The organism is Bacillus sp. F19 (assembly GCA_023823795.1).
Classification (GTDB): Bacteria; Bacillota; Bacilli; order Bacillales; family Bacillaceae; genus Bacillus_P.
Genome location: CP085710.1, coordinates 2,637,009 through 2,659,403 on the forward strand (window position 1 = coordinate 2,637,009; position 22,395 = coordinate 2,659,403).

18 protein-coding genes, 2 pseudogenes and 1 riboswitch are annotated in these 22,395 nt (G+C 40.9%); of the genes and pseudogenes, 5 read left to right on the top strand and 15 right to left on the bottom strand.

Annotated features, from left to right (window positions below; all coding sequences use genetic code 11):
* Nucleotides 1-4: 4 nt before the first annotated feature.
* The 9 genes from LIT25_13450 to LIT25_13490 form a co-directional block, all read right to left on the bottom strand.
* Nucleotides 5-268, bottom strand: coding sequence for a hypothetical protein (locus tag LIT25_13450; protein USK36275.1), 264 nt, complete (start codon nt 266-268; stop codon nt 5-7).
* Nucleotides 184-408, bottom strand: coding sequence for a hypothetical protein (locus LIT25_13455; GenBank protein ID USK31683.1), 225 nt, complete (start codon nt 406-408; stop codon nt 184-186). The genes LIT25_13450 and LIT25_13455 overlap by 85 nt, the downstream gene beginning before the upstream one ends.
* Nucleotides 389-1,591, bottom strand: a complete 1,203-nt coding sequence (locus LIT25_13460) for an iron-containing alcohol dehydrogenase (protein ID USK31684.1) — start codon at nt 1,589-1,591, stop codon at nt 389-391. The genes LIT25_13455 and LIT25_13460 overlap by 20 nt, the downstream gene beginning before the upstream one ends.
* A complete protein-coding gene (locus LIT25_13465) occupies nt 1,588-2,079 on the bottom strand; it encodes a GNAT family N-acetyltransferase (GenBank protein USK31685.1) in 492 nt (163 codons plus the stop codon). Before LIT25_13465 ends, LIT25_13460 begins: the two co-directional genes overlap by 4 nt.
* 67 nt (nt 2,080-2,146) lie before the next feature.
* Nucleotides 2,147-4,375, bottom strand: a complete 2,229-nt coding sequence (locus LIT25_13470; protein ID USK31686.1) for an AAA domain-containing protein — start codon at nt 4,373-4,375, stop codon at nt 2,147-2,149.
* 96 nt (nt 4,376-4,471) lie between these two features.
* On the bottom strand, nt 4,472-5,920 hold the full coding sequence (locus LIT25_13475) for a CoA-acylating methylmalonate-semialdehyde dehydrogenase (protein ID USK31687.1): 1,449 nt from the start codon (nt 5,918-5,920) through the stop codon (nt 4,472-4,474).
* Nucleotides 5,907-7,121 (bottom strand): iron-containing alcohol dehydrogenase, encoded by a 1,215-nt coding sequence (locus tag LIT25_13480; GenBank protein USK31688.1) that lies wholly within the window; start codon nt 7,119-7,121, stop codon nt 5,907-5,909. The genes LIT25_13475 and LIT25_13480 overlap by 14 nt, the downstream gene beginning before the upstream one ends.
* A 29-nt stretch (nt 7,122-7,150) precedes the next feature.
* Nucleotides 7,151-8,071, bottom strand: a complete 921-nt coding sequence (locus LIT25_13485) for a 3-hydroxyacyl-CoA dehydrogenase family protein (protein ID USK31689.1) — start codon at nt 8,069-8,071, stop codon at nt 7,151-7,153.
* Nucleotides 8,072-8,324: 253 nt separating this feature from the next.
* Nucleotides 8,325-9,686: an aspartate kinase gene (locus LIT25_13490; GenBank protein ID USK31690.1), complete on the bottom strand. Its 1,362-nt coding sequence runs from the start codon at nt 9,684-9,686 to the stop codon at nt 8,325-8,327.
* A gap of 187 nt (nt 9,687-9,873) precedes the next feature.
* Here LIT25_13490 and LIT25_13495 point away from each other — a divergent pair, with 187 nt between their 5' ends.
* Both LIT25_13495 and LIT25_13500 read left to right on the top strand, forming a co-directional pair.
* Nucleotides 9,874-11,100 (top strand): MFS transporter, encoded by a 1,227-nt coding sequence (locus LIT25_13495; GenBank protein ID USK31691.1) that lies wholly within the window; start codon nt 9,874-9,876, stop codon nt 11,098-11,100.
* A 130-nt stretch (nt 11,101-11,230) separates the two neighbouring features.
* Nucleotides 11,231-12,475 (top strand): hypothetical protein, encoded by a 1,245-nt coding sequence (locus LIT25_13500; protein ID USK31692.1) that lies wholly within the window; start codon nt 11,231-11,233, stop codon nt 12,473-12,475.
* Nucleotides 12,476-12,584: 109 nt separating this feature from the next.
* On the opposite strand, the gene LIT25_13505 is transcribed toward LIT25_13500, so the two are convergent.
* Nucleotides 12,585-13,193, bottom strand: coding sequence for a TetR/AcrR family transcriptional regulator (locus LIT25_13505; protein USK31693.1), 609 nt, complete (start codon nt 13,191-13,193; stop codon nt 12,585-12,587).
* A 341-nt stretch (nt 13,194-13,534) separates the two neighbouring features.
* On the opposite strand from LIT25_13505, the gene LIT25_13510 reads away from it, so the two are divergent.
* Nucleotides 13,535-15,028, top strand: a complete 1,494-nt coding sequence (locus tag LIT25_13510) for a peptide MFS transporter (protein ID USK31694.1) — start codon at nt 13,535-13,537, stop codon at nt 15,026-15,028.
* Nucleotides 15,029-15,142: 114 nt separating this feature from the next.
* On the opposite strand, the pseudogene LIT25_13515 reads toward LIT25_13510, so the two are convergent.
* Nucleotides 15,143-15,689 (bottom strand): annotated as a pseudogene (locus tag LIT25_13515) (5-methyltetrahydropteroyltriglutamate--homocysteine S-methyltransferase).
* Between the two features lie 175 nt (nt 15,690-15,864).
* A riboswitch (cobalamin riboswitch) is annotated at nt 15,865-16,069 on the bottom strand.
* A gap of 70 nt (nt 16,070-16,139) precedes the next feature.
* Entirely contained in the window at nt 16,140-16,928 is a 789-nt protein-coding gene (locus LIT25_13520) for a GNAT family N-acetyltransferase (protein ID USK31695.1), read from the bottom strand.
* A 136-nt stretch (nt 16,929-17,064) separates the two neighbouring features.
* Between LIT25_13520 and LIT25_13525 the strand changes: the two genes are divergently transcribed.
* Both LIT25_13525 and LIT25_13530 read left to right on the top strand, forming a co-directional pair.
* A complete protein-coding gene (locus tag LIT25_13525; GenBank protein USK31696.1) occupies nt 17,065-18,321 on the top strand; it encodes a two-component sensor histidine kinase in 1,257 nt (418 codons plus the stop codon).
* Nucleotides 18,322-18,351: 30 nt separating this feature from the next.
* Nucleotides 18,352-18,747, top strand: a pseudogene (locus tag LIT25_13530) (GNAT family N-acetyltransferase).
* Nucleotides 18,748-18,782: 35 nt separating this feature from the next.
* Here LIT25_13530 and LIT25_13535 read toward each other — a convergent pair.
* The 3 genes from LIT25_13535 to LIT25_13545 all read right to left on the bottom strand — a co-directional run bounded on the left by LIT25_13535 (nt 18,783) and on the right by LIT25_13545 (nt 22,389).
* Nucleotides 18,783-19,655, bottom strand: coding sequence for a Cof-type HAD-IIB family hydrolase (locus tag LIT25_13535; protein ID USK31697.1), 873 nt, complete (start codon nt 19,653-19,655; stop codon nt 18,783-18,785).
* Nucleotides 19,652-20,428, bottom strand: a complete 777-nt coding sequence (locus LIT25_13540) for a DeoR/GlpR family DNA-binding transcription regulator (protein ID USK31698.1) — start codon at nt 20,426-20,428, stop codon at nt 19,652-19,654. The genes LIT25_13535 and LIT25_13540 overlap by 4 nt, the downstream gene beginning before the upstream one ends.
* Nucleotides 20,429-20,601: 173 nt before the next feature.
* The gene (locus LIT25_13545; GenBank protein ID USK31699.1) at nt 20,602-22,389 is read right to left on the bottom strand and encodes an IucA/IucC family siderophore biosynthesis protein; all 1,788 of its coding nucleotides are present in this window, start codon (nt 22,387-22,389) and stop codon (nt 20,602-20,604) included.
* Nucleotides 22,390-22,395: the final 6 nt, after the last annotated feature.

Genomic DNA, 22,395 nt, shown 5'->3' on the forward strand with positions numbered 1-22,395 from the left:
TCCTTTATTTAGATAAATTTGTATAGAGATGATTCTGTAATTCCAGTCTAATAGCGTCTGGAATTCGTTCTGATTGTTTTTCATAAATATTATAATGCACATAGATAACTTTCCCTTTTGCGCATAATTCCCCGTCCTGATGAATTTCTTCATAAAGCTCTAAGCTTGAGTTTCCGATTCTTTTCACCCAGGAATAGACTTCGACTTTTTTTCCGTAATAAATTTGACTGATAAATCGACATTCATGTTTAAAATAATCATTTTCCAGTCTTTAAAAGACCGCTCAGGATTGAATAAAGCAAAGAGCTGATTTCTTCCTGCTTCAAACCAGACTGGCACTGTTGTATTGTTGATATGGCCGACGGCATCTGTTTCGGAAACTCGCGGTTCAATTGTTGTATGGAACATGCTTCATCACTCCTTCTGCCTTTAACGTTCCGTATAGGGCTGCATTATAGACTTGTTTCACATCCTGGAGCTGAAAGGCTCTTGGACTTCTTGCAAGCAGTCTTGTTTGCTTGATGCCGCCCGCCGCTAATTTTTCAATATCCTCTTCAGTAATGCCATATGCTTGAAGAGTATGGGGCAGGCCAACATCTTCCATCAGATTTCTAATTTCTAAAACGGCTGACTGCGCGAACTCACGATCGTTTTTACCGTTTCTCTTAATACCCAGAGAAGTAGCAAGAATCGTCATTTTATGTAAGCAGGACGGCAAAATATAGTCAAGGACATATGGAAGCAGTACAGCGTTTGACTCTCCATGTGAAACTTTAAACAAGCCGCCGAGAGGGTAAGCTAAAGCATGTACACCGGCGACACCCGCATTAAAAAAACTGAGTCCCGCAAGCATACTTCCCCATGACATGCTTCTCCGGGCTTCGCGGTTTTCACCCTGCCAGACTGCAGTGCCGATACTCGAAGCAATTTTTTCTACTGCTTCTAAAGCCAGAGTATCTGTAATAACCGTTGCATTAATAGATAAAAAGGATTCAATTGCATGTGTCAGCGCATCACCCCCGCTTGCAGCAGTTACTCGCGGCGGCAGAGAATAGGTTAATTCCGGATCTATGATGACGGCATCTGCGAGCAAATAGTCATGAGTAATGACGTCCTTTGTTTCTTCTAATGAAAAAACGGCTATATCCGTCATTTCTGCACCGGTGCCTGATGTTGTCGGGATCATGATTTTAGGCAATCCCCGCTCTGACAGTTTTTTTGATCCTGATAAATTCAAAAAATCCGCAATTGTGCCTTCATTTTTTGCAAGAACGGATGCAGCTTTAGCTATATCAAGACAGCTTCCTCCTCCTATGCCAATGACAAGATCAGCTCCTGAGTTCCTGAGAGCTTTGACTGCACCATCACCAATAGAAACTTGTGGTTCAGGCTGAATTTCTGTATAGCATTCGAATTGGATTTTATTTTTTTCAAGCGTCTGTTCTATTGGAAAAAGAACTCCAAATTTGTTTAAAATTGGATCGGCAAAAATAAAAACTTTAGAAGCGTGATATTCTTTAATAAGGTGAAGAAGATTTTGAATAGATCCTTCACCAGTTACAATTTTATTAGGTGATCTGAATGTTTTCACAATGCTCCCTCCTGTTCTTTGGAACAAAAAGTTTGAATAACACGGCCATTTACCGCACGCTCTGCATAATCCCCGGCTGTATATTCTTCAATAACCTTTCTCCAAAAGCTTTGAGCCGGTTTATTCCTTTCAATTTGCACGACTTCCCATTTTCCGCTATGCAGCTGGAAAACATTGTGGGCAATTTTTTTACCGAGACCCGATCGCCGACATTTTTTCATGATGAAAAACTCCGCCATCGAAAAATAATTTTCAGATGCATCGTACCTTACCATGACAAAACCTGCATACTCTTCCCTAACTTTGATCAGATAAGGATACCGGCCTTTTTCAGTCCAGTAGTTTTCGAAATAGGGATAGTCATTGAATCTTCCTTGATCATTTACACTAGCGCCGTTAAATTCAGTGAAATCGTAAAAGTAATATTGCAGGAGATTTTCTACAATGGCCCTATCAGATATTCCTGCGGGAATTAAACTGTACCCCATTCTTTTCCACCCTTTCCATTCATATATAAAGGGTACTATTTCGAGAAAAAGATCCATGTTCCTTTTTTTATGAAAAGGAGATCTTCGTGAGAAAATGCTTAACGGTTTTTTCCGAATGCAGCCTCGCTGCTACATAGGGAGGCTGCACTCTGTTTGCTCCCGCAAATGGCTGTCCGAGCCATAATATTTGATCATCAATGATAACAAATGGAAATGGCAGATTTTCTTGAATCCAAGTACATTTAAGCACTGGCTTACTGTCAGAAATGACCGAAAGAGTGATTGCAGGTCCAGCTTTTTTCAGTACATTGGTTAAATCCTTTTCGAGACTCATAGATTTCGGCAGTGAAAGAATGATCCGGTGCTTTGCAGAACGGATGTCTTCAAATAGAGGTTCCTGTTTTGGAGCGTGCATCCATTTCAATTTTGGATGATGGTGCTGAACCCATTTTCCAATATGCTGATGAGGGACGGACTGATGATTTTTCTCCTGATGGTCAACAAGCTGTCTGAGCGCTTTGCTGCGGTAAACGTTTTTACGGATAAAGTCTGTATTGCTGACATGTATGAACTTTCCCTTAGTCCTTGTAATGGCAACATTGATAAGTCTTGCACTGTCCTTACCGGTAGTCAGCATTCCGGCACGATTCTCCGGAAAACTGTCAACACTGTCAAAAATCATCACATCCCGCTCGCTGCCCTGAAATTTATGAACGGTTGCTGCAAGAATATCTGCATTCAATAGTTCTTCTTCATATAAATCCCCTAAAAGCTCTTGCATCAGGGAAGCCTGTGCCCGATATGGTGTCACATATCCGATTGATCTTACTCCAGAGAGATAGGATTCGTGAATGCTTTGAAAGGAAAGCAGCAGATGCCACAAATTAAGCTTGGAATGCGACGTCCTTTCTTTTATGCAATGCTCGCCAGTATAACTTGCATCAAGCAAAATAGATGCTCTGTTGGGAAAAGGAGCGTTTATTACTAGCTGATTTCTGCTTTTTTTGACACTCTCATGGTCGCCTACTTGATTTTGATAAACATATTGATTGGTGAATGCAGAGATTTCCGGATGCATTCTTCGCTGTTCTTTCAATAGAAGCATTTGCGGGTGCAAGTCTTGTTTGATGTCTGAAACTCCTGAGCGGATGAAAATATCTTCTTTCAGCCATTTTTCAACAAGCTCATGACGTGAAGATGCAATAGGCGGCAGCTGTTTAAAGTCCCCGCACAGAATCACCCGCCTGCCAAGCGATGCAGCAAACGCTGCCTGCGGTACGTACGCCATGCTTGTCTCATCAACAATAACAACGTCAAATTCATCTTCATATATGTTTGAATCACTTGCTGCTTTAGCAAGGGTTGTTCCAACTATAAATGCTTCTTTTACAAATTCAGATTCCTGCTTGCGTATTTTCTCAAGGACTCTGCTTATTCTGGTTTCAAGATCAAGCAGCTGATTGGAATCCCGCTTGCTGAATGTATCCGATAAATCCTTTTTTAAGAGCTTTCTTTCATCGAGAAGCTGATGTCTGTCCTTTGATAATGCAGGGTCCTTCTGCAGAAGGAGTTCACTTGTTGTAAGGGGTACAGGAAAGGCTGTGTCTGCGCTCCCAGTACCATAGCGAAGCAGTTCCCCTTCTTTAAATTTCTCCTTTTTGTGAATAAAAGCTGCGATTTCCTTCATTAATACATCCACAGCACTGTTGCTGTGTGACAGAATCAGCACACGTTTTCCTTTAAAATAGTGATTGGCTGCTGTTCTTGCAAGCGTAAAGGTTTTCCCCGTGCCGGGAGGTCCCCAAACGAAAGTGACCGGATTGTATTTGGACCTTATAAACAATTCATGGACTGAGCTTTTCCCTTTCTCTGCCGGATGCTTTGGGGGCATCGAGGGATCCATCAGCTTTTTGATTCTGGCCCGCTTGATTTTGCTTTTTTTCATGTCCTCAAGCCTTGCAATCAGTTCCTCAAGCAGTTCCCACGGGTCGTGGAAAAGAAAAGCCTCATGGATGAGATCTCCAAACGATCTTTCAAAGGATAGAATGATGCTTTGTCCTTCTGAAGAGAGAACTCTTCCTTTGTGCTTCACGCCGTCCCATTCTAATTTGATTGAGGATCCAACAGGAATTTTCAGGTAGCCGCTGCTTTCAAAATAGTAAGTAAAGGCATCCCCAGTTGATAATAGATGTCCATTTGCAACACGATATTTCGTGCTGCCATATTTCTTTAAATAGCCGATTTCAATTTGAAGGGCCTGCTGCCATTCTTTTATATAGGTTTTCGTTGTAATCAAGTTAATCTGCTCCGTTCAATGAAAGAGGCAAGCCCGTTTAGCTGAGCCTGCCTGTCTGAGCTTTTAACTATACAATATTTTCACCTTGCCGTCATGTTAATTGAACCAGCGCTGTGTGACCACTTTTTTCCTCGTGTAAAATTCAACGCCATCTTTGCCGTTTGCATGAAGGTCTCCATAAAATGAATTTTTCCAGCCTGAAAATGGAAAAAAGGCCATTGGTGCAGGGACATTCACGTTGACTCCGAGCATGCCAGCTTCAATTTTTTCACGAAATTCCCGTACTGCTTTACCGCTTGATGTATAAAGAACGGCGCCATTGGCAAAATCAGATTCATTTGTCAGCTCAATGGCTTCCTGCAGGTTTTTCACACGGACAATACTTAATACCGGTGCGAAAATTTCATCCTTCCAGATGGTCATCTCTTTTGTTACGTTATCAAAAATGGTAGCCCCGATATAGTATCCTTTATCATGTTTTTTTGCATCGATTCTGCCGTCTTTAATAAGATTTGCTTTTTCCTTTTCTCCTAATTCAATGTAATTTAGGACCTTGTCGAGATGGGAACTTCTGATGACAGGACCAAGGAATACACCCTCATCCAGGCCATTGCCCATTGAGATGGCATTAGCTGATTGAACGAGTCTTTCAACAAATTCATCCGCAATTTCATCTACAACAGCGACCACAGAGCAGGCCATGCATCTCTCGCCTGCACTGCCAAACGCAGCTCCAATAATGCCAGTAACTGCTTTTTCAATCTCACAGTCAGATAAGACGATTGAATGATTTTTTGCACCGGCTAGGGCCTGCACTCTTTTTCCATGAGATGCTGCTGTCTTGTAAATATATTCAGCTACAGGCTGTGAGCCTACGAATGAAATGGCTTTGATCCCTTTGTGTTCAAGCAGACCGTTTACGACATCGTGCGCTCCATTGACGACATTTAGCACGCCGGCAGGCAGACCCGCTTCTGAAAAGAGCTCTGCCAATTTAGAAGCTAAAATAGGCGTACGTTCCGACGGCTTCAGAACAAACGTATTTCCGCACGCAATCGCAAGCGGAAACATCCAGCACGGAACCATCATAGGAAAATTAAACGGAGTGATTCCGCCAACGACTCCAACAGGGTAACGGTACATGGCCGACTCAATATCTGTTGCGATATCCGGCAGCACAGATCCCATCATCAATGTAGGGGCACCTGCGGCAAATTCAACACATTCAATCCCTCTTTGCACCTCACCGCGTGCTTCTTCTAAGCTTTTGCCGTTTTCCGTTGTAATCAGGGCAGCAAGTTCTTCAGCATGCTTGATCAGAAGCTGCTGATAGCTGAAAAGAATTCTTGCACGCTTTGGCACAGGTGTTTTGCTCCATGATTCAAATGCGGCTTTGGCTGCAATTACAGCTGCATCTACGTCTTCTTTGCCCGATAACGCAACCTTCGCAAGAACTTCTCCTGTAGCAGGATTTGGTACTTCATCAAATTTGCCGGTTTTACCTGCTGTCCATTCACCGTTTATATAATTTTCAATTGTTTTCATCGTTTTTCCCCCCCGCTGTTTGTTTGACAGGCTGAAATGAACACGTATAGGAATAACGGTAAAGCTCAGCTATTTCATCCATTGAAGGCACTCTTGGATTATGACCTGGACTGCCGCTTTCCAGTGCGTCAGAAGCCATTTTGGGAATGGCCTGCAGGAACGCTTGCGTATCTATTCCCCATCCCTTCAAATTTGGGATGTTTAAATCCCGGCAGAGTGCTTTTATTTCATCAATTGCAAGCTGAGCAGCTTCGCTGTCTGACATTTTTTCTTTTGAAAAAATACGGCCGACATCTCCTAGCCTGCTGGTACAATAATCCTTGCTGAATTCAAGCACAGCAGGCAGAAGCATGGCGTTTGATATGCCGTGCGGAACGTGAAAAAGCGCGCCGATCGGACGTGACATGCCATGGACAAGACAAACAGAAGCATTGGAAAACGCCATTCCTCCCTGAAGAGACCCAAAGGACATCGCTTCTCTTGCTTCACAGTTTGACCCATCTTCATATACAGCCCTAATGTTTGGCAGAATGTGATTCATGGAAGAGAGAGCAAGTATATCTGTCATCGGCTGGGCTTTTCTTGACAGGTAAGCCTCAAGCGCATGGCTGAGTGCATCTATTCCTGTAGCAGCCGTTATTTCTTTTGGTGAAGAGTAGGATAGAACAGGATCAACGATTGCTGCTTCAGGCATGAACGCAGGCTGCTTAATCATCATTTTGACATCATTTTTTGTATTGGTAATGATGGTGACCTCTGTTGCTTCAGAGCCTGTACCTGCTGTTGTCGGAATCGCGATCAGAGGAACAGGGGGATGCACGGCTATTTTTTTGCCTCCCATATAATCTCCGATATACCCGCCATTTGTCGCAAGTACAGCAACTGACTTAGCCGTATCAATACAGCTCCCGCCGCCAAGAGCGATGACCACATCGCATTTTTCTGTTTGCAGCTGATGTAGAGCTTCTTGTACATAAATATCCGTCGGTTCAGAAGCTACACCAAGATAAATACTGCTTTTGCCGCCGCACTCTGATATCAAATGCTGCGCTTTCTCAATATAGCCAAGGTTTTTCATCACACGATCACTGATAATGAGAGCATTTTTCCCATATTGAACCGTAATTGAGCCTAACTTCTCAAAAGAATGATTCCCATAAAAACAGGTTTTCGGACTTCTAAATACAGAAAATGTATTCAATCTGATCTTCCTCCCCTTTTATAAAACGCTTACATTTTAAGCAGGTGAATCAGCTGTTTATCCCGGATGTCTAAGCTCCCGTCTCCTGTCCCGCTATATTCATAAATACCTTTGCCGGTTTTTGAACCCAGATTCCCCTGCTTGACGCTTTCCACAATAAACCGCGGAGCTTCCTTGCTGCAGTCAAGTTCCGGGAACAAATTTCCAGTTACTTTTTCCCAAATATCAAGTCCACCCATGTCCGCAATCCGGAGCGGTCCGTTCAAGGCCCATCTCATGCCGGGTCCTTCTGACATGACCTTATCAATGTCATCTGCATTGGCGATGCCTTCTTCAAGCAGATAAAAAGCTTCCCTGACTACTGCAGCCTGCAGACGGTTCGCAATAAAACCCGGAATGTCCTTATTGAGCATGACAACTTTTTTGCCGGCAGCTTTTAAGAGATGGATAACCTCTTCTGCAGCCCAGGGAACAGTGTGCTCATGTTTAACTACTTCAACCAGTTTGACTAAATGAGCAGGATTGAAGAAATGCGTGATGAGCAAGCGCTCAGAAAAAGCGCACTCTTCAGCAAGCTTTGAAATTGGAAATGTGGAAGTGTTGGATGCGACGATTGCAGTTGAACGTATCCTCGTTTCAAGCAATTTGAATAACTGCAGCTTAAAATCAAGCACCTCAGGAATCGCTTCAATAATCAGATCAGCGTCATGAACAGCTTCACCTAGGTCCGTTGAATATGAGAGCATTTCAAGGGTAATGTTTTGTTCCTCGCTGTTTATGTAAAATTCCTTTTTCATCACCTCTAGATTCTGAATGATCATTCGCCGAGCTTTTGTTAATAGGTCTTCTCTTAAATCATAAATGGTCACCGGACATTGAGCAGCAGCAAATACTTGGGCAATGCCGTGTCCCATTGTTCCAGATCCAATGACAGCAACCTTCTTAATCAAACTTAGCTTCCTCCCCGTTTCTGAATTATCGGTATATTCTATCATTATATCGCAGTTCGAAAAAAATTGTCAGTTAAGAAGTGATGTCACCATTTGACGGTTAGCTCGAATATTCTTTAAATGGGAGTTTTCGATAATAAATACAGGATTTTCGATATGAAAAGTTCTAGTAATAAATAGCCCGCAGAGACATTCAGCTCCAAATCTATAAAAAAAGCACTGCTTCTAATCTGGCAGTGCTCCCTTTTCAATATTAAGCATAGACTCCGACAAAAAATTCCTCATAAAGTGCCTGAACAGCTTTTTTCTCCTGAGCTTCTTTTACACCGAACATCATGCTGACTTCTGATGACCCCTGGTTGATCATTTCGATATTGACGCCCGCTTCTGCGAGAGCTTTTGAAGCACGGGCTGCTGTGCCGATATTATGGCGCATGCCTTCCCCAACCATCATAATGAGAGACAGATTATGTTCCACTTTCACCTCATCCGGCTTCAGGTCTGTGCGGATCCTCTCTAGAATAAGCTCTTCAGTCTCAGCATTCATTTGTTTTTGTCTCAGAATAATACTTAGATCATCGATTCCAGATGGACTGTGCTCATAAGGTAACCCGAAATCCTCTAAAATAGAGAGCAATTTCCGTCCGAATCCAATTTCTTTATTCATTAAATATCTATTTACATATATACTGCAGAAATCATCATCGCTTGCGATGCCGATAACGGGTCCATTCGTATTTTTTCGTTCGTTCACAATTCTGGTGCCTGCAGCTTCCGGATTATTCGTATTCTTAATATGAACAGGAATACCGGCCTCAAAAGCAGGAATCAGCGCTTCATCGTGAAAAACCGAGAATCCGGCATAAGAAAGCTCCCGCATTTCCCGGTAGGTAAGCTCGCGGATTTCTTTTGGATTTGGAACCACATTAGGATTAACAGAATAAACCGCATTCACATCAGTGAAATTTTCGTATAGGTCTGCTTTTGTTCCATTTGCAAGGATGGATCCGGTAATATCTGAGCCGCTTCGCGAAAACGTCACAACTTCGCCTGCTTCGCTGTATCCAAAGAATCCTGGAAAAATAAGAATGCCGGGAAGGTCCCTTAAAGCTTTCAGATTTTCGTACGATTTTTTCAGAACTTGTGCCGTTCCGCAAGTTTCTTCTACAAGCAGCCCTGCATCTCTTGGATTAATATAAGAAGCTTGAATGCCTCTGCTTTTAAAATATTCAGCAATAAGCTTTGCATTGCTGTCTTCTCCGCTTGCTTTTATAGCGTCTATGTATCTGACTTGCCGAGTCTTATCTGCATCAAGCAGTTCAATAAGATCATTTTCGATTTTGGAAACGATCTCAGTCGGCAATTTCAGCTCTTCTGCCACTTGTGAATACCGGGCAATAACAGCAGTCAAATATTCGGTTGCTGCATCCCCTCGCAAAGACCTTTCGCCGAGTTCAATTAAAAGATCCGTCACCTTGCGATCTTCTGCATACCGTTTGCCGGGTGCTGACACAACGACCACTTTTCGATCAGGGTCAGATGTGACGATATCAAATACCTTTTTAACCTGATTTCCAGATGCTAACGAACTTCCTCCAAACTTCACCACTTTCATGCGAACATCCCCTAATGTTTAAATTTTCAGGTAAATTTTAAAATCTATTTTACTCTTTTTACATGAACATTCAAGGGTTTCTTCTCCAAAAGCATTTTTTATTTGAATTTTTTGATTTCTCACCTCTCATTTTGTGGTAAAATACTTTTCGTCTATCGAAATATTCAGTTGAGAAAGGACTTATAAAATGGAAAAGGCAGCTTCATTAAAAAAACCGGTTTCAAAACCGTCTCCGACTATTTACAACATCCTTTTCATCATTGGTTTATGTCATTTATTAAACGATTCGATTCAATCCGTTATCCCTGCGATGTTTCCGATTCTTGAAAATACGATGGGGCTCACGTTTACACAGCTTGGCCTGATTGCTTTTACGCTCAATATGGTTTCCTCTGTCCTTCAGCCGGTTGTCGGCTGGTATACAGATAAAAAACCAATGCCATATGCCCTGCCTATGGGCCTTACGAGCAGCTTAATCGGTATTGTCGGCCTATCTTTTGCTCCTTCTTTTTCAATGATCTTATTAAGTGTCTTTTTCATTGGACTAGGTTCTGCGGTCTTTCATCCTGAAGGATCAAGAGTGGCATATTTAGCAGCTGGAGAAAGACGAGGCCTCGCGCAGTCAATCTATCAAGTTGGAGGAAATACCGGATCCTCTTCTGCTCCGCTGATTACAGCGCTTATTCTCGTTCCATTCGGGCAGTTTGGCGCGATTTGGTTCACTATTGCAGCAGCTCTTGCAGTTATTTTCCTTATTTATATAGCAAACTGGTACACATTGAAACTTTCAGACATTAGAAGAGAAGAAAAGAAAAATGGCACTAAGAAAAAAGAAGTAAAACTGACGAGAGCCATTTTTTATGCCTTAGCAGTTATCGTATTTCTCGTTTTTGCACGTTCATGGTATGGAAGTGCCATTTCAAATTTTTACACGTTCTATGTTATTGAAAAGTATGATTTAAGTATTGCCCAGTCACAGGTTTATATCTTTATCTTTCTTATCATGGGTGCACTTGGAACCTTTGCAGGGGGACCTTTGGCAGACCGGTTCGGCAAACGTACAATTATCCTTTATTCTCTGCTTGCTACAGCGCCTTTTGCCCTCATTTTGCCGTTTGCAGGTCCAATTGCGGCATATCCGCTGATCGCTGCAATTGGTTTTATATTAAGTTCAAGCTTTTCTGTAACAGTTGTTTATGCACAAGAGCTCATTCCAGGAAAGATTGGCACAATGTCCGGTCTAACAGTTGGACTCGCATTTGGAATGGGAGCAATTGGTTCCGTTGCTTTAGGCTCATTGATTGACGCTTTTGGATTAACATCTGTTATGACAGGCATCGCTTGTCTGCCGATTTTAGGAGCACTTGCTTACCTCCTCCCCACAGATCAAACCTTAAAAGAGTGGCAGCAATAACCGACAGCCTTTGACGATTTGCCATGGATTATTTTCATTAATTTGTCGCATATTGAATGATTTAACAGATTTGTAATCTAAAAGACCCCTTTTTTGTGGTATAACTAAAATACAAGAAAGGGGTTGTTTTATGAGATTTTCAATGCGTATGATTGCCGCGCTTTCTGTCGGTTTTGTTACTCTATCAAGCTATAACACTGCCCTAGCGCAAACGAATCAGGACACCTTGCATAAAGCTGAGAAGCAGCTTGACCAAAATCAGGAAGTGCTGAATCAAAAAGAAAAACAAAAGCAAGCAGTACATACCGCTGTTCAGAAAATGGAAAACGAACTTCAGAACATGGAAGCTCTTATTGTGAAAAATGAAAAAGAATACGCCTCCATACAAGAAAAGATTAAAAAGACAAATCAATTAATCGATGAAAAGAAAATAGAAATTGTGGCACTTCAGGACAAGGTATTAAGCCGTGAGGAAATCATGCATGCAAGGCTTGTTGCCCTTCAGGAGAATGATCACGCTGATATTGTCATTCATACATTAGTAAATGCGGAAAGTGTTTCGAACTTTTTTGAGAGAATTGGAGCTGTTGCCACTCTCCTAAATGCTGATAATGACATTCTAGAGCAGCAGCAGGCTGATTTAAAGAAAATCGAAGAAGATAAAAAAGAGATCGACAGACAAGAGGTTCTGCTGACTGAACAGAAGCAAACATTAGCATCAAGCGGTGCCAAGATTGAAGAAACGATGCAAAACAGACAAAAGAAAATGACTGCCCTTCAAACTGAATATCAAAAGATTTCAACAGAAGTGACGCTTGCTGAACAGGAAAAATCAGCGCTTCAGACTCAAATGAAATCAATTGAAACAAGCATTAAAAAAGAACAGGAAGCGGCAATTGCACGGGCCGCAAGTATTGCCGCTGCGAAAAAGAAAGAGCAGGCCGCTCTTCTTGCTGAAGCTAACGCCCGGGCAGAAGCTGCAAAAGCAAAGGAAGCAGCAAAAGCAAAAGCTGCAGCAGCACCGGCCAAGCCTGTAGCTGCTGATAAACCTGCTGCCAATGAGCCTCCAAAAGAAGAAAATGATGAAAGCAAAATCTTCTATGTAACCGCTACTGCTTACAGCCACGAAGATACGGCCAGCGACTATACGGCCATTGGCATAAATATTAAAGAAAATCCAAATATGAAACTAATTGCTGTTGATCCAAAAATCATTCCTCTGGGCAAGAAAGTCTGGGTTGAAGGTTATGGAGTTGCTATTGCAGGTGATACAGGCGGTGCAATCGTCAATCATAAAATTGATGTTTTGATGCCTAATAGTGCAGAAGCCAGAAAATGGGGCCGTAAAACCGTAAAAGTCGAAGTATTAGATTAATAGAATCAAAAAAAGAGAACATTATGTTCTCTTTTTTTTGATTCTATAAGATTAGATGGACGAACCATTCCTTAAAATCCAACAGCGTAAAATAATTTCAATATAAAGACTATTTCAAAAGAACAGGGTCTTTCCTGAACAAATTCTTCATCATAGCTGTAAACTGACAGGTTTGAAACTCATAATCTGATCCGCTGTGGACGCTTCTCATTCTAAACCCTGAAGACATCAGGACAAACAGTTCAGCAGTCTGATTTGCATCAATCTCCGCGCTGATCACTCCATTTTTTTGACCGGATACAATCCAGAGCTTTGAAAACTCAAACATCCATTGATCAAATTCACGGAGAGCTTCCTTTGCATTTTTTTGTTCATTCCTGCCGATAAAGTATAACAGGATTTGATTCACTACATCTTTTGGATGATTAATTGCTTCGAAACTCTCCGATAAAACATCGATAGGGTCCGTCATATCCTCTTTTCTCTTCCCCATTTTTTCAAAGAATTTTTCATTTGTTTCATGAATCCTCGCTTCAAGCACTTTAGCGAATAGCTCATCTTTGCTTTTAATATAATGATAGATGGCTCCCTTTGACAGGCCTGTCCTCTCCATGATTTCTGAAAGGGTGGTTTTGGCGCAGCCCACTTCTTTAATCAATGCAGATGCAGCTTCAAGCAATGCCTTCTCTGAACGCACTCTTCTTTCAAATTGCTTCATGATTCGACGCCTCCTTTCTACATTTTAAAAACAGACCGATGGTTTGTAAAGTAGATTTATGTCACCAATTGTTGATTGAAGACTGAGTAACGCAATTGATGTTCTGATGCCGGTTCTGATCATGCGAAACTCACAGACCCAAAGTATGTTGTTTCCTTAATTATAGAACTTAAAGCAATAGGCTGAAAAAACAAGGCTGAAGGCAAGCCCTGTTTTTTCATGTCATTATTGTAAAATTATACTAAAAAAATAATTTATATGACATTTTTACCGTTTTTTTTTGACAATTCAATTTTAATAGTAGTATTATTAATCATGGTAAAAAGGAGGCTTCTTGTATCATGTCATCGATTGACAAAGACAAAATTGTACAAAGTGTACCGCAAAAAGGTTTTTTCGGTCATCCTAAAGGATTGTTCACGCTATTCTTCACAGAATTTTGGGAGCGTTTTTCTTATTATGGGATGAGAGCTATTCTTCTGTACTATATGTATTATTCCATGAAAGATGGCGGACTTGGTCTTGATCAGACTACTGCTCTTTCCATTATGTCCATCTATGGTTCCCTCGTTTATATGTCCGGAATCATCGGAGGCTGGATATCCGACAGATTGCTTGGAAATACACGAACTGTTTTTTATGGCGGAGTTCTTATTATGCTTGGTCATATTATTCTTGCTTTCCCTGGAAGCATTGCAGCATTTTTCGTGTCGATGTTCTTCATTGTAATCGGTACCGGGTTGCTTAAGCCGAATATTTCGAATATTGTGGGTGATCTATACAGCAAAGATGATAATCGCCGCGATTCGGGATTCAGCATTTTCTACATGGGAATCAACTTAGGCGGTCTGCTAGCCCCAATTATTGTTGGTACTGTAGGTCAAAAATACAATTTCCACTTAGGTTTTGGACTTGCTGCAATCGGTATGGCCATAGGATTAATCGTCTTCTTGCTGACAAAAAAGAAAAATCTTGGATTGGCTGGAAATGCAGTTCCAAACCCGCTTACTCCTTCTGAAAGAAAAAGTGTTTTCGGAAGATTGGCTATTGGTATAGCTGTTATCGGAATTTTAGGAGCTATTTCTATTTCAACCGGCTATCTGACGATAGAAAGATTTACTTTCTTAATCAGTATTTTGGGTATTTTAATTCCTACGGTTTACTTCATTGTGATGTACCGCAGTCCTAAGTCAACAGATGTTGAACGCTCTCGCCTTCTTGCTTATATTCCACTGTTCATCGCAGCAATGGTTTTCTGGGCGATACAGGAACAAGGAGCTACGATACTTGGAGCATACGCTGATACTCGAACTCAATTAAAATTTGGCGATTTTGAAATCCCATCATCATTGTTTCAATCGTTAAATCCATTATTCGTTGTCTTCTTGGCGCCGGTGTTTGCATGGCTCTGGATTAAACTCGGCAATCGTCAGCCATCTACATCGAAAAAATTTGCGTTCGGTTTGTTTTTTGCAGGTTTATCATTTTTGATTATGATTATTCCTGCTTACGTGAACGGAACAGATTCACTTGCTAACCCGATTTGGCTAATACTTAGCTTCTTCCTGGTTGTACTCGGAGAGCTTTGTCTGTCACCTGTTGGTTTATCTACAACGACAAAGCTTGCTCCAGCTGCATTCTCAGCACAGACTATGAGTCTATGGTTCCTGACAAGTGCATCTGCTCAAGCCATTAACGCTCAAATTGTAAAATTCTACAAACCCGAAACTGAAATTCTCTATTTTGGTATCATTGGCGGTATAGCGGTACTTTTAGGAGTTCTGATGCTTCTTCTTTCTCCTAAAATTCAAAGTTACATGAAAGGTGTCCGCTAAGATGCCTAACAAGCCTGTTCCTTTTTAGGAACAGGCTTGTTTTTTGATTAAACTGGAGAGACTTATACATTTGCAGCCTCTCTTGCTTTTTCTCTGCAGAATCAGTATCCACCCAGCGCCGGCATCTGCAAGCTCCTGAAGCACCTGAACGTATAAAGGAATCAATTTCTGAAGTACTTGGTCTTTATTTTCGCCTTTTGATAAAGTAACTAAGGTAAGCGGACCGACAATAACAGGCTTACCGTAAATGCCGAGCTCTTCTTTTGCTTAAAGGTAAAGATGCAAAAGCCGGTTTTCGGTCAGGCTTGGCTCTGCCTGACCCAGTTCCGGTACAATATAATGATAATTCGTGTTAAACCATTTTGTCATTTCAGCCGCCACTTGCTCAACTGCTGCCTCTTGCCATATTAAAGTATGTCTGAAGGGAATTTGCATCCTGATTCCGGAACCTCTCCGGAAGAAGACCAAACATAACAGCTGTATCCAGTATATGATCATAATAGGTGAAGTCACCAATAGGAATTAGATCAATTCCTTTATCCATCTGCTTCTGCAAATGAGACAGACTGATCTCTTTCATCTTCTGTTTAAATTGCTGCTCTGTTAAATCGCCTTTCCAGAATGATTCTAACGTCTTTTTCCACTCTCTTTTTTATTCGATTCTCGGATAACCTAAGTTTTAATTTTTAATGCTCATTGCTGCTCCATCGTTTCTCAACCTTCGGTGCATGAAAAAAACTCTCTTGCAAGAAGAGAGTTTGATGGACAAAGCTAACTTGAGTTGAGACACAAGACAGGTTTCTACATATCGCATCACCCTCCCTATTCCGCGTAGGCATGAAGTGCATACGATAGGCAGGTCTACTGACTCAGGTTCATTGTATTCTATTCCCTTCCCATTTTTCATTAGAAAAACAGTGGGCTTTTATTGAATTCTCCCCATTACAGTGGCGCGACCGTGTCGGATTTTCACCGAGCTTCCCTATTAAGCTAATACAGAAATGTACTCTTGTAATTAGCACCTATCGCTTGTAAAAATATTAAATTTTTAAAATTCATTAACAATTGTTTCTAAGCATAGCTGAAGCTTCGCTATCGTGCAAGCATAATATTAAGAGTCTTCTGAAATTCCAAGGACTTTCCATTTTGCTGCCTCATAAAATCCAAGCTGTTTATAAAGATTTCCTGATTCTGGATTATTATAAAACAAATAAATGGCCTTTTCTTCATTTGCAATCTCCTTGCAAATGGCACGAATCACTTCAGAAGCATATCCTTTCCTCCGATGAACCGGTGGTGTAGCTACACCGGCTATAATGGCAGTATGGCAGCTTTCAATAAACACGCCGGCCGTTGAAACCATTGTTCCTCCTACTGCTTTGTAGAATACTTTCAACTTGCCTGATTCTATGTTTTGATAGTGATCATTTGCAAAGAAGTCTTCATTTGGGCCAATCATTTTATATTCATCGACATCCATGAACAAATCGTATAGTTTTCGGCATTCTTCAAGACTAGTAATCATTTTAACATCCTGGCTTGCCTGAAAATCTGTGTTTCCTTCATATCTGAGCATGAACGAATCACTCTCAAGATCCATTTGAAAGTGACATTTAAACTCTTCGATCAATTCTTTTTTCCCGACAATTTTCCTGATGCCGGTTTCCCGTATGATTAATGCAAATTCTGCTAATGGGAGATTGATAACGGGGCTGTAGTAATAAATTTTTTCAGGATAGATCATTAAAATGGCGTTTAAATGCGTATTCAAATAACCTCCATAAACCATCATATGTTCTTGTGTCAAGTCTTCTATAATTAAGGCATTCAATTCCATATCAGTCCGCAAAAATTCTGCTGCCAGATCGTATTCTATTTTAGCGATTAACTTAATTTGCATGTGCTGTTTGCTCCATTACATTTCTCCTGACAAAAAATTTAAAGTCTTTTAGAATATTCTAACATTCTCTAGTAAATTTGATATATATTTTAATAGAGAAATTTTTTAAAACTTTTGCGGATAAGGTGAGAACTACATGGGAATGAAGGATGTATTACTGAATTTTTTACTCGTATTTTCCCCGCTGTTGATTATACAGCTGTTATATATGAGAAAAGAAACGAATAAAAAAATGAATAAATGGCTTTTTGCTTTATTGCCTGCACTTGCGATTATCTTAAGCATGCTTTATCCGTTTATGATTGAGGACGATTTTTTCTTTGACTTCAGACGGATACCTTATGTAATGGGACTTTTGTACGGAGGATATCCGCTTGGATTCTTTTTATTTGCTGTTACCGCTGTTACCCGCCTGCTTCTTGGAGGATTCGGCACCTATCCGACTATTGTGATGGCTGGCATTCTTGTTCTTTTCGTGCCGATGCTTTCATCCTATTATTTAAAAAGCAGACTCAGAAAGAAATTAATTCTTGTTGTAGCCATCGTGCTGGCATCTCTGCTTTTTTCAATCCTGCATATTGAAATGATTTATGGTTCTTTTTTTCATCTGGAATCTTATATTGAACTTTTTATCCTCCATATATTTGCAGCTTTCATAGGAACGATTCTTTTTGAAACGATTGTCCAAAACTTTAATTTGCTGAAAAGGGTGATTAAAGCAGAAAAACTTGAAGTAGTCAGTCACTTAGCAGCAAGCATATCTCATGAAGTCCGAAATCCTCTGACGACGACAAAGGGGTTCCTGCAGCTGCTTCGAGAAGAAGATATCAGTCAGGAAAAAAAGGAAGAATACATAGAAATTTCATTAAATGAGTTGGATCGAGCGACTAACATTATCAAAGATTATCTGACATTCGCAAGACCTGAAGCTGAAAATAATGATCCGATTGAGATCCATACTGAGCTTAGGAACTGCATCAACGTCATGACGCCTCTTGCACAAATGGAAAATGTGCAGTTTAATGAAAACTTCAGTTCTGATGACATTTTAGTTCTTGGAGATCCTTTAAAACTTAAGCAATCACTGATTAATATTCTCAAAAATGGTATAGAGTCTTATTCTGCAGGCGGTTTAATAGAAGTATCAACTTTAAAAGAAGACTCTTACATCAAAATCGTGATATCTGACTATGGTAAAGGAATGACAGAAGATCAGGTGCTTAGGCTTGGGGAGCCCTATTTCTCTACTAAATCAAACGGAACCGGTCTTGGGATGATGGTATCTTTCAGTATTATTAAAGCTATGAACGGACATATATATGTGACAAGCCAGCCTGGTGCCGGCACTTCATTTACAATTTTTCTGCCAATCTATTTGAAAAATGAGCGGTAGTCTGCCGAACCGACTTCCTGCATAGGGAAAGTTCTTTTACTTCATCAACAGCTCATCAATGAAGATAAAGCATATGTTTTCGGTGTATTCAGGTTAGCAGATGGAATGCATGTCGGATATGTCGATTTCTCAACTTTGCTCCGTGATGATTTTCAATGGGCCCGCATGGGATATACAATTCATAATCAATTCTGGAGAATGGGTTATGGCAAGGAAGCTGTTAAAACGGCTATCAGACTTGCATTTGATCAATTGAACTATCACCGTCTTGAGGCGCACATCAATCTTGATAACCACCCATCTGTAAAGCTGGCCGAGAGTTTGGGGATGGAGTTTGAGTGCCTGTGCAAAGGGTTTCTTTATGAAAATAAAGAATGGGCAGATCATCTTGTTTATTATATAAATAATGATCATTTCATGGCATAGAAAAGGCCGGTCTCATATTTGAGACCGGCCTTTTGTCACACTTGCTGCTTCGCATCCATCATCCGTTTTATCGCAAGCTCTACCCCGTCTTGATCATTTGTAAGAGTAATATCCTTGCAGATGGCTTTAATTTCTGGGCGGGCATTCCCCATTGCAATGCTTTTTCCCGCTATTTCAAGCATTGATTTGTCATTCATGCTGTCGCCGATGGCTGCAATGTCTATCAATTCAAACCCAAGATGGGCAGACAGTTTCTGAAGAGCAATCCCTTTAGATGCAAGCTCATGCTCAATTTCAAAGTTGTGTGCGGCAGATGTAACCAAAGTGATATTTTCTGTTTCTTTAAATTTCTCCCAGCCTGCATCAAGCTTTTCCTGGTGAAAAGAAAAAGCGAGAATATTATAGATCTCCCCAGTTTGATTTAGAATGTCCTTATACGATTCAACGAACCTAAAGCCTGTCTGGCTGTATTGTTTTGCAGCAGCCTGCAGAAGCTGAGCGCGGTCCGCATCCGGATTTGCACTTTCGACCCGGTCAATTTCGATATTTAATAGCTCTCTTCCGCTTTCAGGCGTATAGATGGCATCGCGGCCGAACACCTCATAGTAGTAATGATTCTGTTCCAAAAATTGAAGCACTGCAGCTGCTGTTTCATAATCCATAGGCTGTGAATGAAACAATACCCCCTCTGGATTATGAATCGTAGCTCCATTGGCAGCAATAATCCATGTTTTTACACATGTATCCTTAAAAATTTCTACTACATCAAAATGTGCTCTGCCAGTAGCGACAACCACTTCTATGCCCTCTTTTTGAGCAGCTTTTATTGCTTTCAAATTTTCTGCGCTGATTTTATTGTCACTGTTTAATAACGTTCCATCAAGATCTATTGCGATTAATTTGGTCATTCCATTTCCTCCTTTGCCTCGGCCACAAGCAATTCCACATTATGTTTATCAAGCAAGTCTCTGAATCCTTTATCCGGTTCTTTATCTGTTATAAGCAAATCGATTTCGTGAAGTTCTGCAAAAAGGAAAAAATCAGTAACACCGAGCTTTGAATGATCAGCAAGTGCAATAACTTGATTTGCCTGGCTGATCATTTTCCGTTTAACCATTCCATCTTCTTCATGAGCGATGGACAGCCCTCTCTCAGATATGCCAACAACCCCGATAAATACTTTATCAACCTGATATTTTGAGAGTTTTTCCACCACTTGGGATCCATATAAAAAACGGTGCTCCTTCTGAAGCTCTCCTCCGAGAAGATGAATATGAATGCCTGGTTTTGTTGATAAAATATCAGCCTGATTAATGGAATTCGTAATAATCGCTGCATTTTTGACATCTATAAATTCTGCACAAGCCTGAACAGTAGTGGAGGCGTCTAAAATGATTCTGTCTCCTTCCCGGATCAGACTGGCAGCTTTTCTGCCGATTAATTCTTTTTCATAAGACACCATTTGCAGGCGGTTTTGGTAGTCTTTGATTTCGGTGTGCGAGCTTGGCAAGATGGCGCCGCCTCTTGTTCTGATAATCAATTTCTGTTCTTCAAGCTTTACGAGATCACGCCTGGCAGTATCTTTGGATACATCATAAATTGAACATATTTGATCAGCGGTGATTCGCTTGTTTTCTTTTAAATAGTCAAGAATGGAGATTAAGCGTTCTTCTTGGTACAAAATGCCCACCTAACTTTCAGAAATGTTTCTACAATAACATAGAATTTAAGCTGTTATAAGTGATTATAATTGATATCCAATCAATATTCAAGTTTTTATAATGATATGTAAGTATTGTGTGCAGGTTTATAAGGATTATGCACAAAAAAAAGAAGAGGCCGATATGGCCACTCCTATACAGTAACGCGTTCTTCTATTGCTAACGGGTTTCTCACTTCTCCAAACTCTGAAGCATGCGGCCGGTCATCTCCGTCTCCATACCCATACTCAATCATCCGATTGCGGTTGAGACAAAGCTTTTTAAACGTTGGCCGCAAGAGGTCAAAGAGTTCAAAGCGTTCTTTCAGCTCCGGAAATTGAGCTTGATAGGAGAGAATCGATTCCCTTAGCTTATTCCAAAATACCGTTTCATGAAAGGCTGCTTTTCTGTGAAGGATATCGGCTAAATACCTGAAATGGCAGACAAATAATCCAGTGAAAATAAATTGACACAATCCCTCAGGCGCTTCACTTCTCAGCACATTTTTAAGCTCAGCCGAAATGGCATTCAGCTCAGGAAGCGGCTGATCGCTGATATTTACATCATCTACAAAATCCTTAACAGCCAGTCTGTGAGGTTTGCAGTCTTTTAAAATGACAACCGTATTTTGTCCATGGGGGGAAAATACGGTTCCGTATTGATAAAGATAATGAAGCAGCGGCGGCAAGAGGACATCAAACAGCTGCTCCGTCCATTCTTCTACGCTGAGCCCGGACTTTTCTATCAATTCCAGGGTATACGATTTCCCGTCTTCCCCTTCATATAAAAGAGCGGCAAGTGTAATAGCCTGTTCGCCTTCGTCTAAGAATGAGTATATGCTTTCGCGCCAAATGACTCCAAGCATCTCCATAAATTGATACGGTGCTCCTTCTAGTTTAACGTAATCAGGATGATGGTAATTCATGCTCGCCACTTCTCCAGGAAGAATGACCCGGCATGTATCTTTCAAAAACGAATCATTATCCCGGATTCCTTGAATATGAGCTGTTATTTCCGGCGCAAGCACAACACGCTCAGACGGCAGTCCCCTATAGACAAGTGTATTCAGAATACTCATTGGCAGCTTTACATGATGCTTCTTCTTATGATCCATATTGACAAATGTCCGGATAGACTGCTGAGGCAGGTATTGATCTTCTCCTCTGCCAAGGCAGATGATGCGCTGCTCAAAAAGTTCTTCAGAAAACAGCGGAACAATGACGTGATTCCATTGCCACTCGTGGACTGGCATAAAGAAAAAGTTTTGAGGCTGCAATCCTTTATTTAGTAGTTTCTCATTAAATTCTCTTATTGCTGATTCCCCGATCTCACTTTCTATTAAACGTTCATACTCTGCTTCTTTGGTTGCATGGTGGAATGTCCCCCACTCCTTTGAGACCGCAATCCAGTCAAGCGTTGTCTGCTGCTTTTGTTCTGGGGCATATTGCAAATAGTCCGAATAGGAGAATCCAATTCGCCCTTTGTTGTAGGTAATCCAGGGATGACCTGTCATCTCCCCTTCAAGCTCTGCATAGTCCAGATCCGTTAAGTCTGTTGTTGACCTGTGTTGCTGATTGGCGATTATATGGGTATCAGCAAGTAACGTGCGTTTATATTCTTCTATTAAATAAGCAGCGGTGAAAGGTTTTATTTTAATTTCTTTTTGCAGTTCCAATAAAAACTCAATGGGGTTCACAGTTACTGTCCATGAGCCATGTTTATTTGTTTCAATAGAATGCTCATCAACCCAATAACTGTCCATCAGCCTTTCTTCAGCAAGAAAGCGGTAGGATATTCCGCTGTCAAAGCTCAGAATATGTTTGCCATCCTTTTTTTCCGCCTGAATCATTTCTTCGTATAAAAACTCAGATATCATTTTAGCAAGCAGCCGTCTGCTCGCTTTCTTCCAATGATCTGCATTCCACTTTTGTTCAACCCTCATCTCACT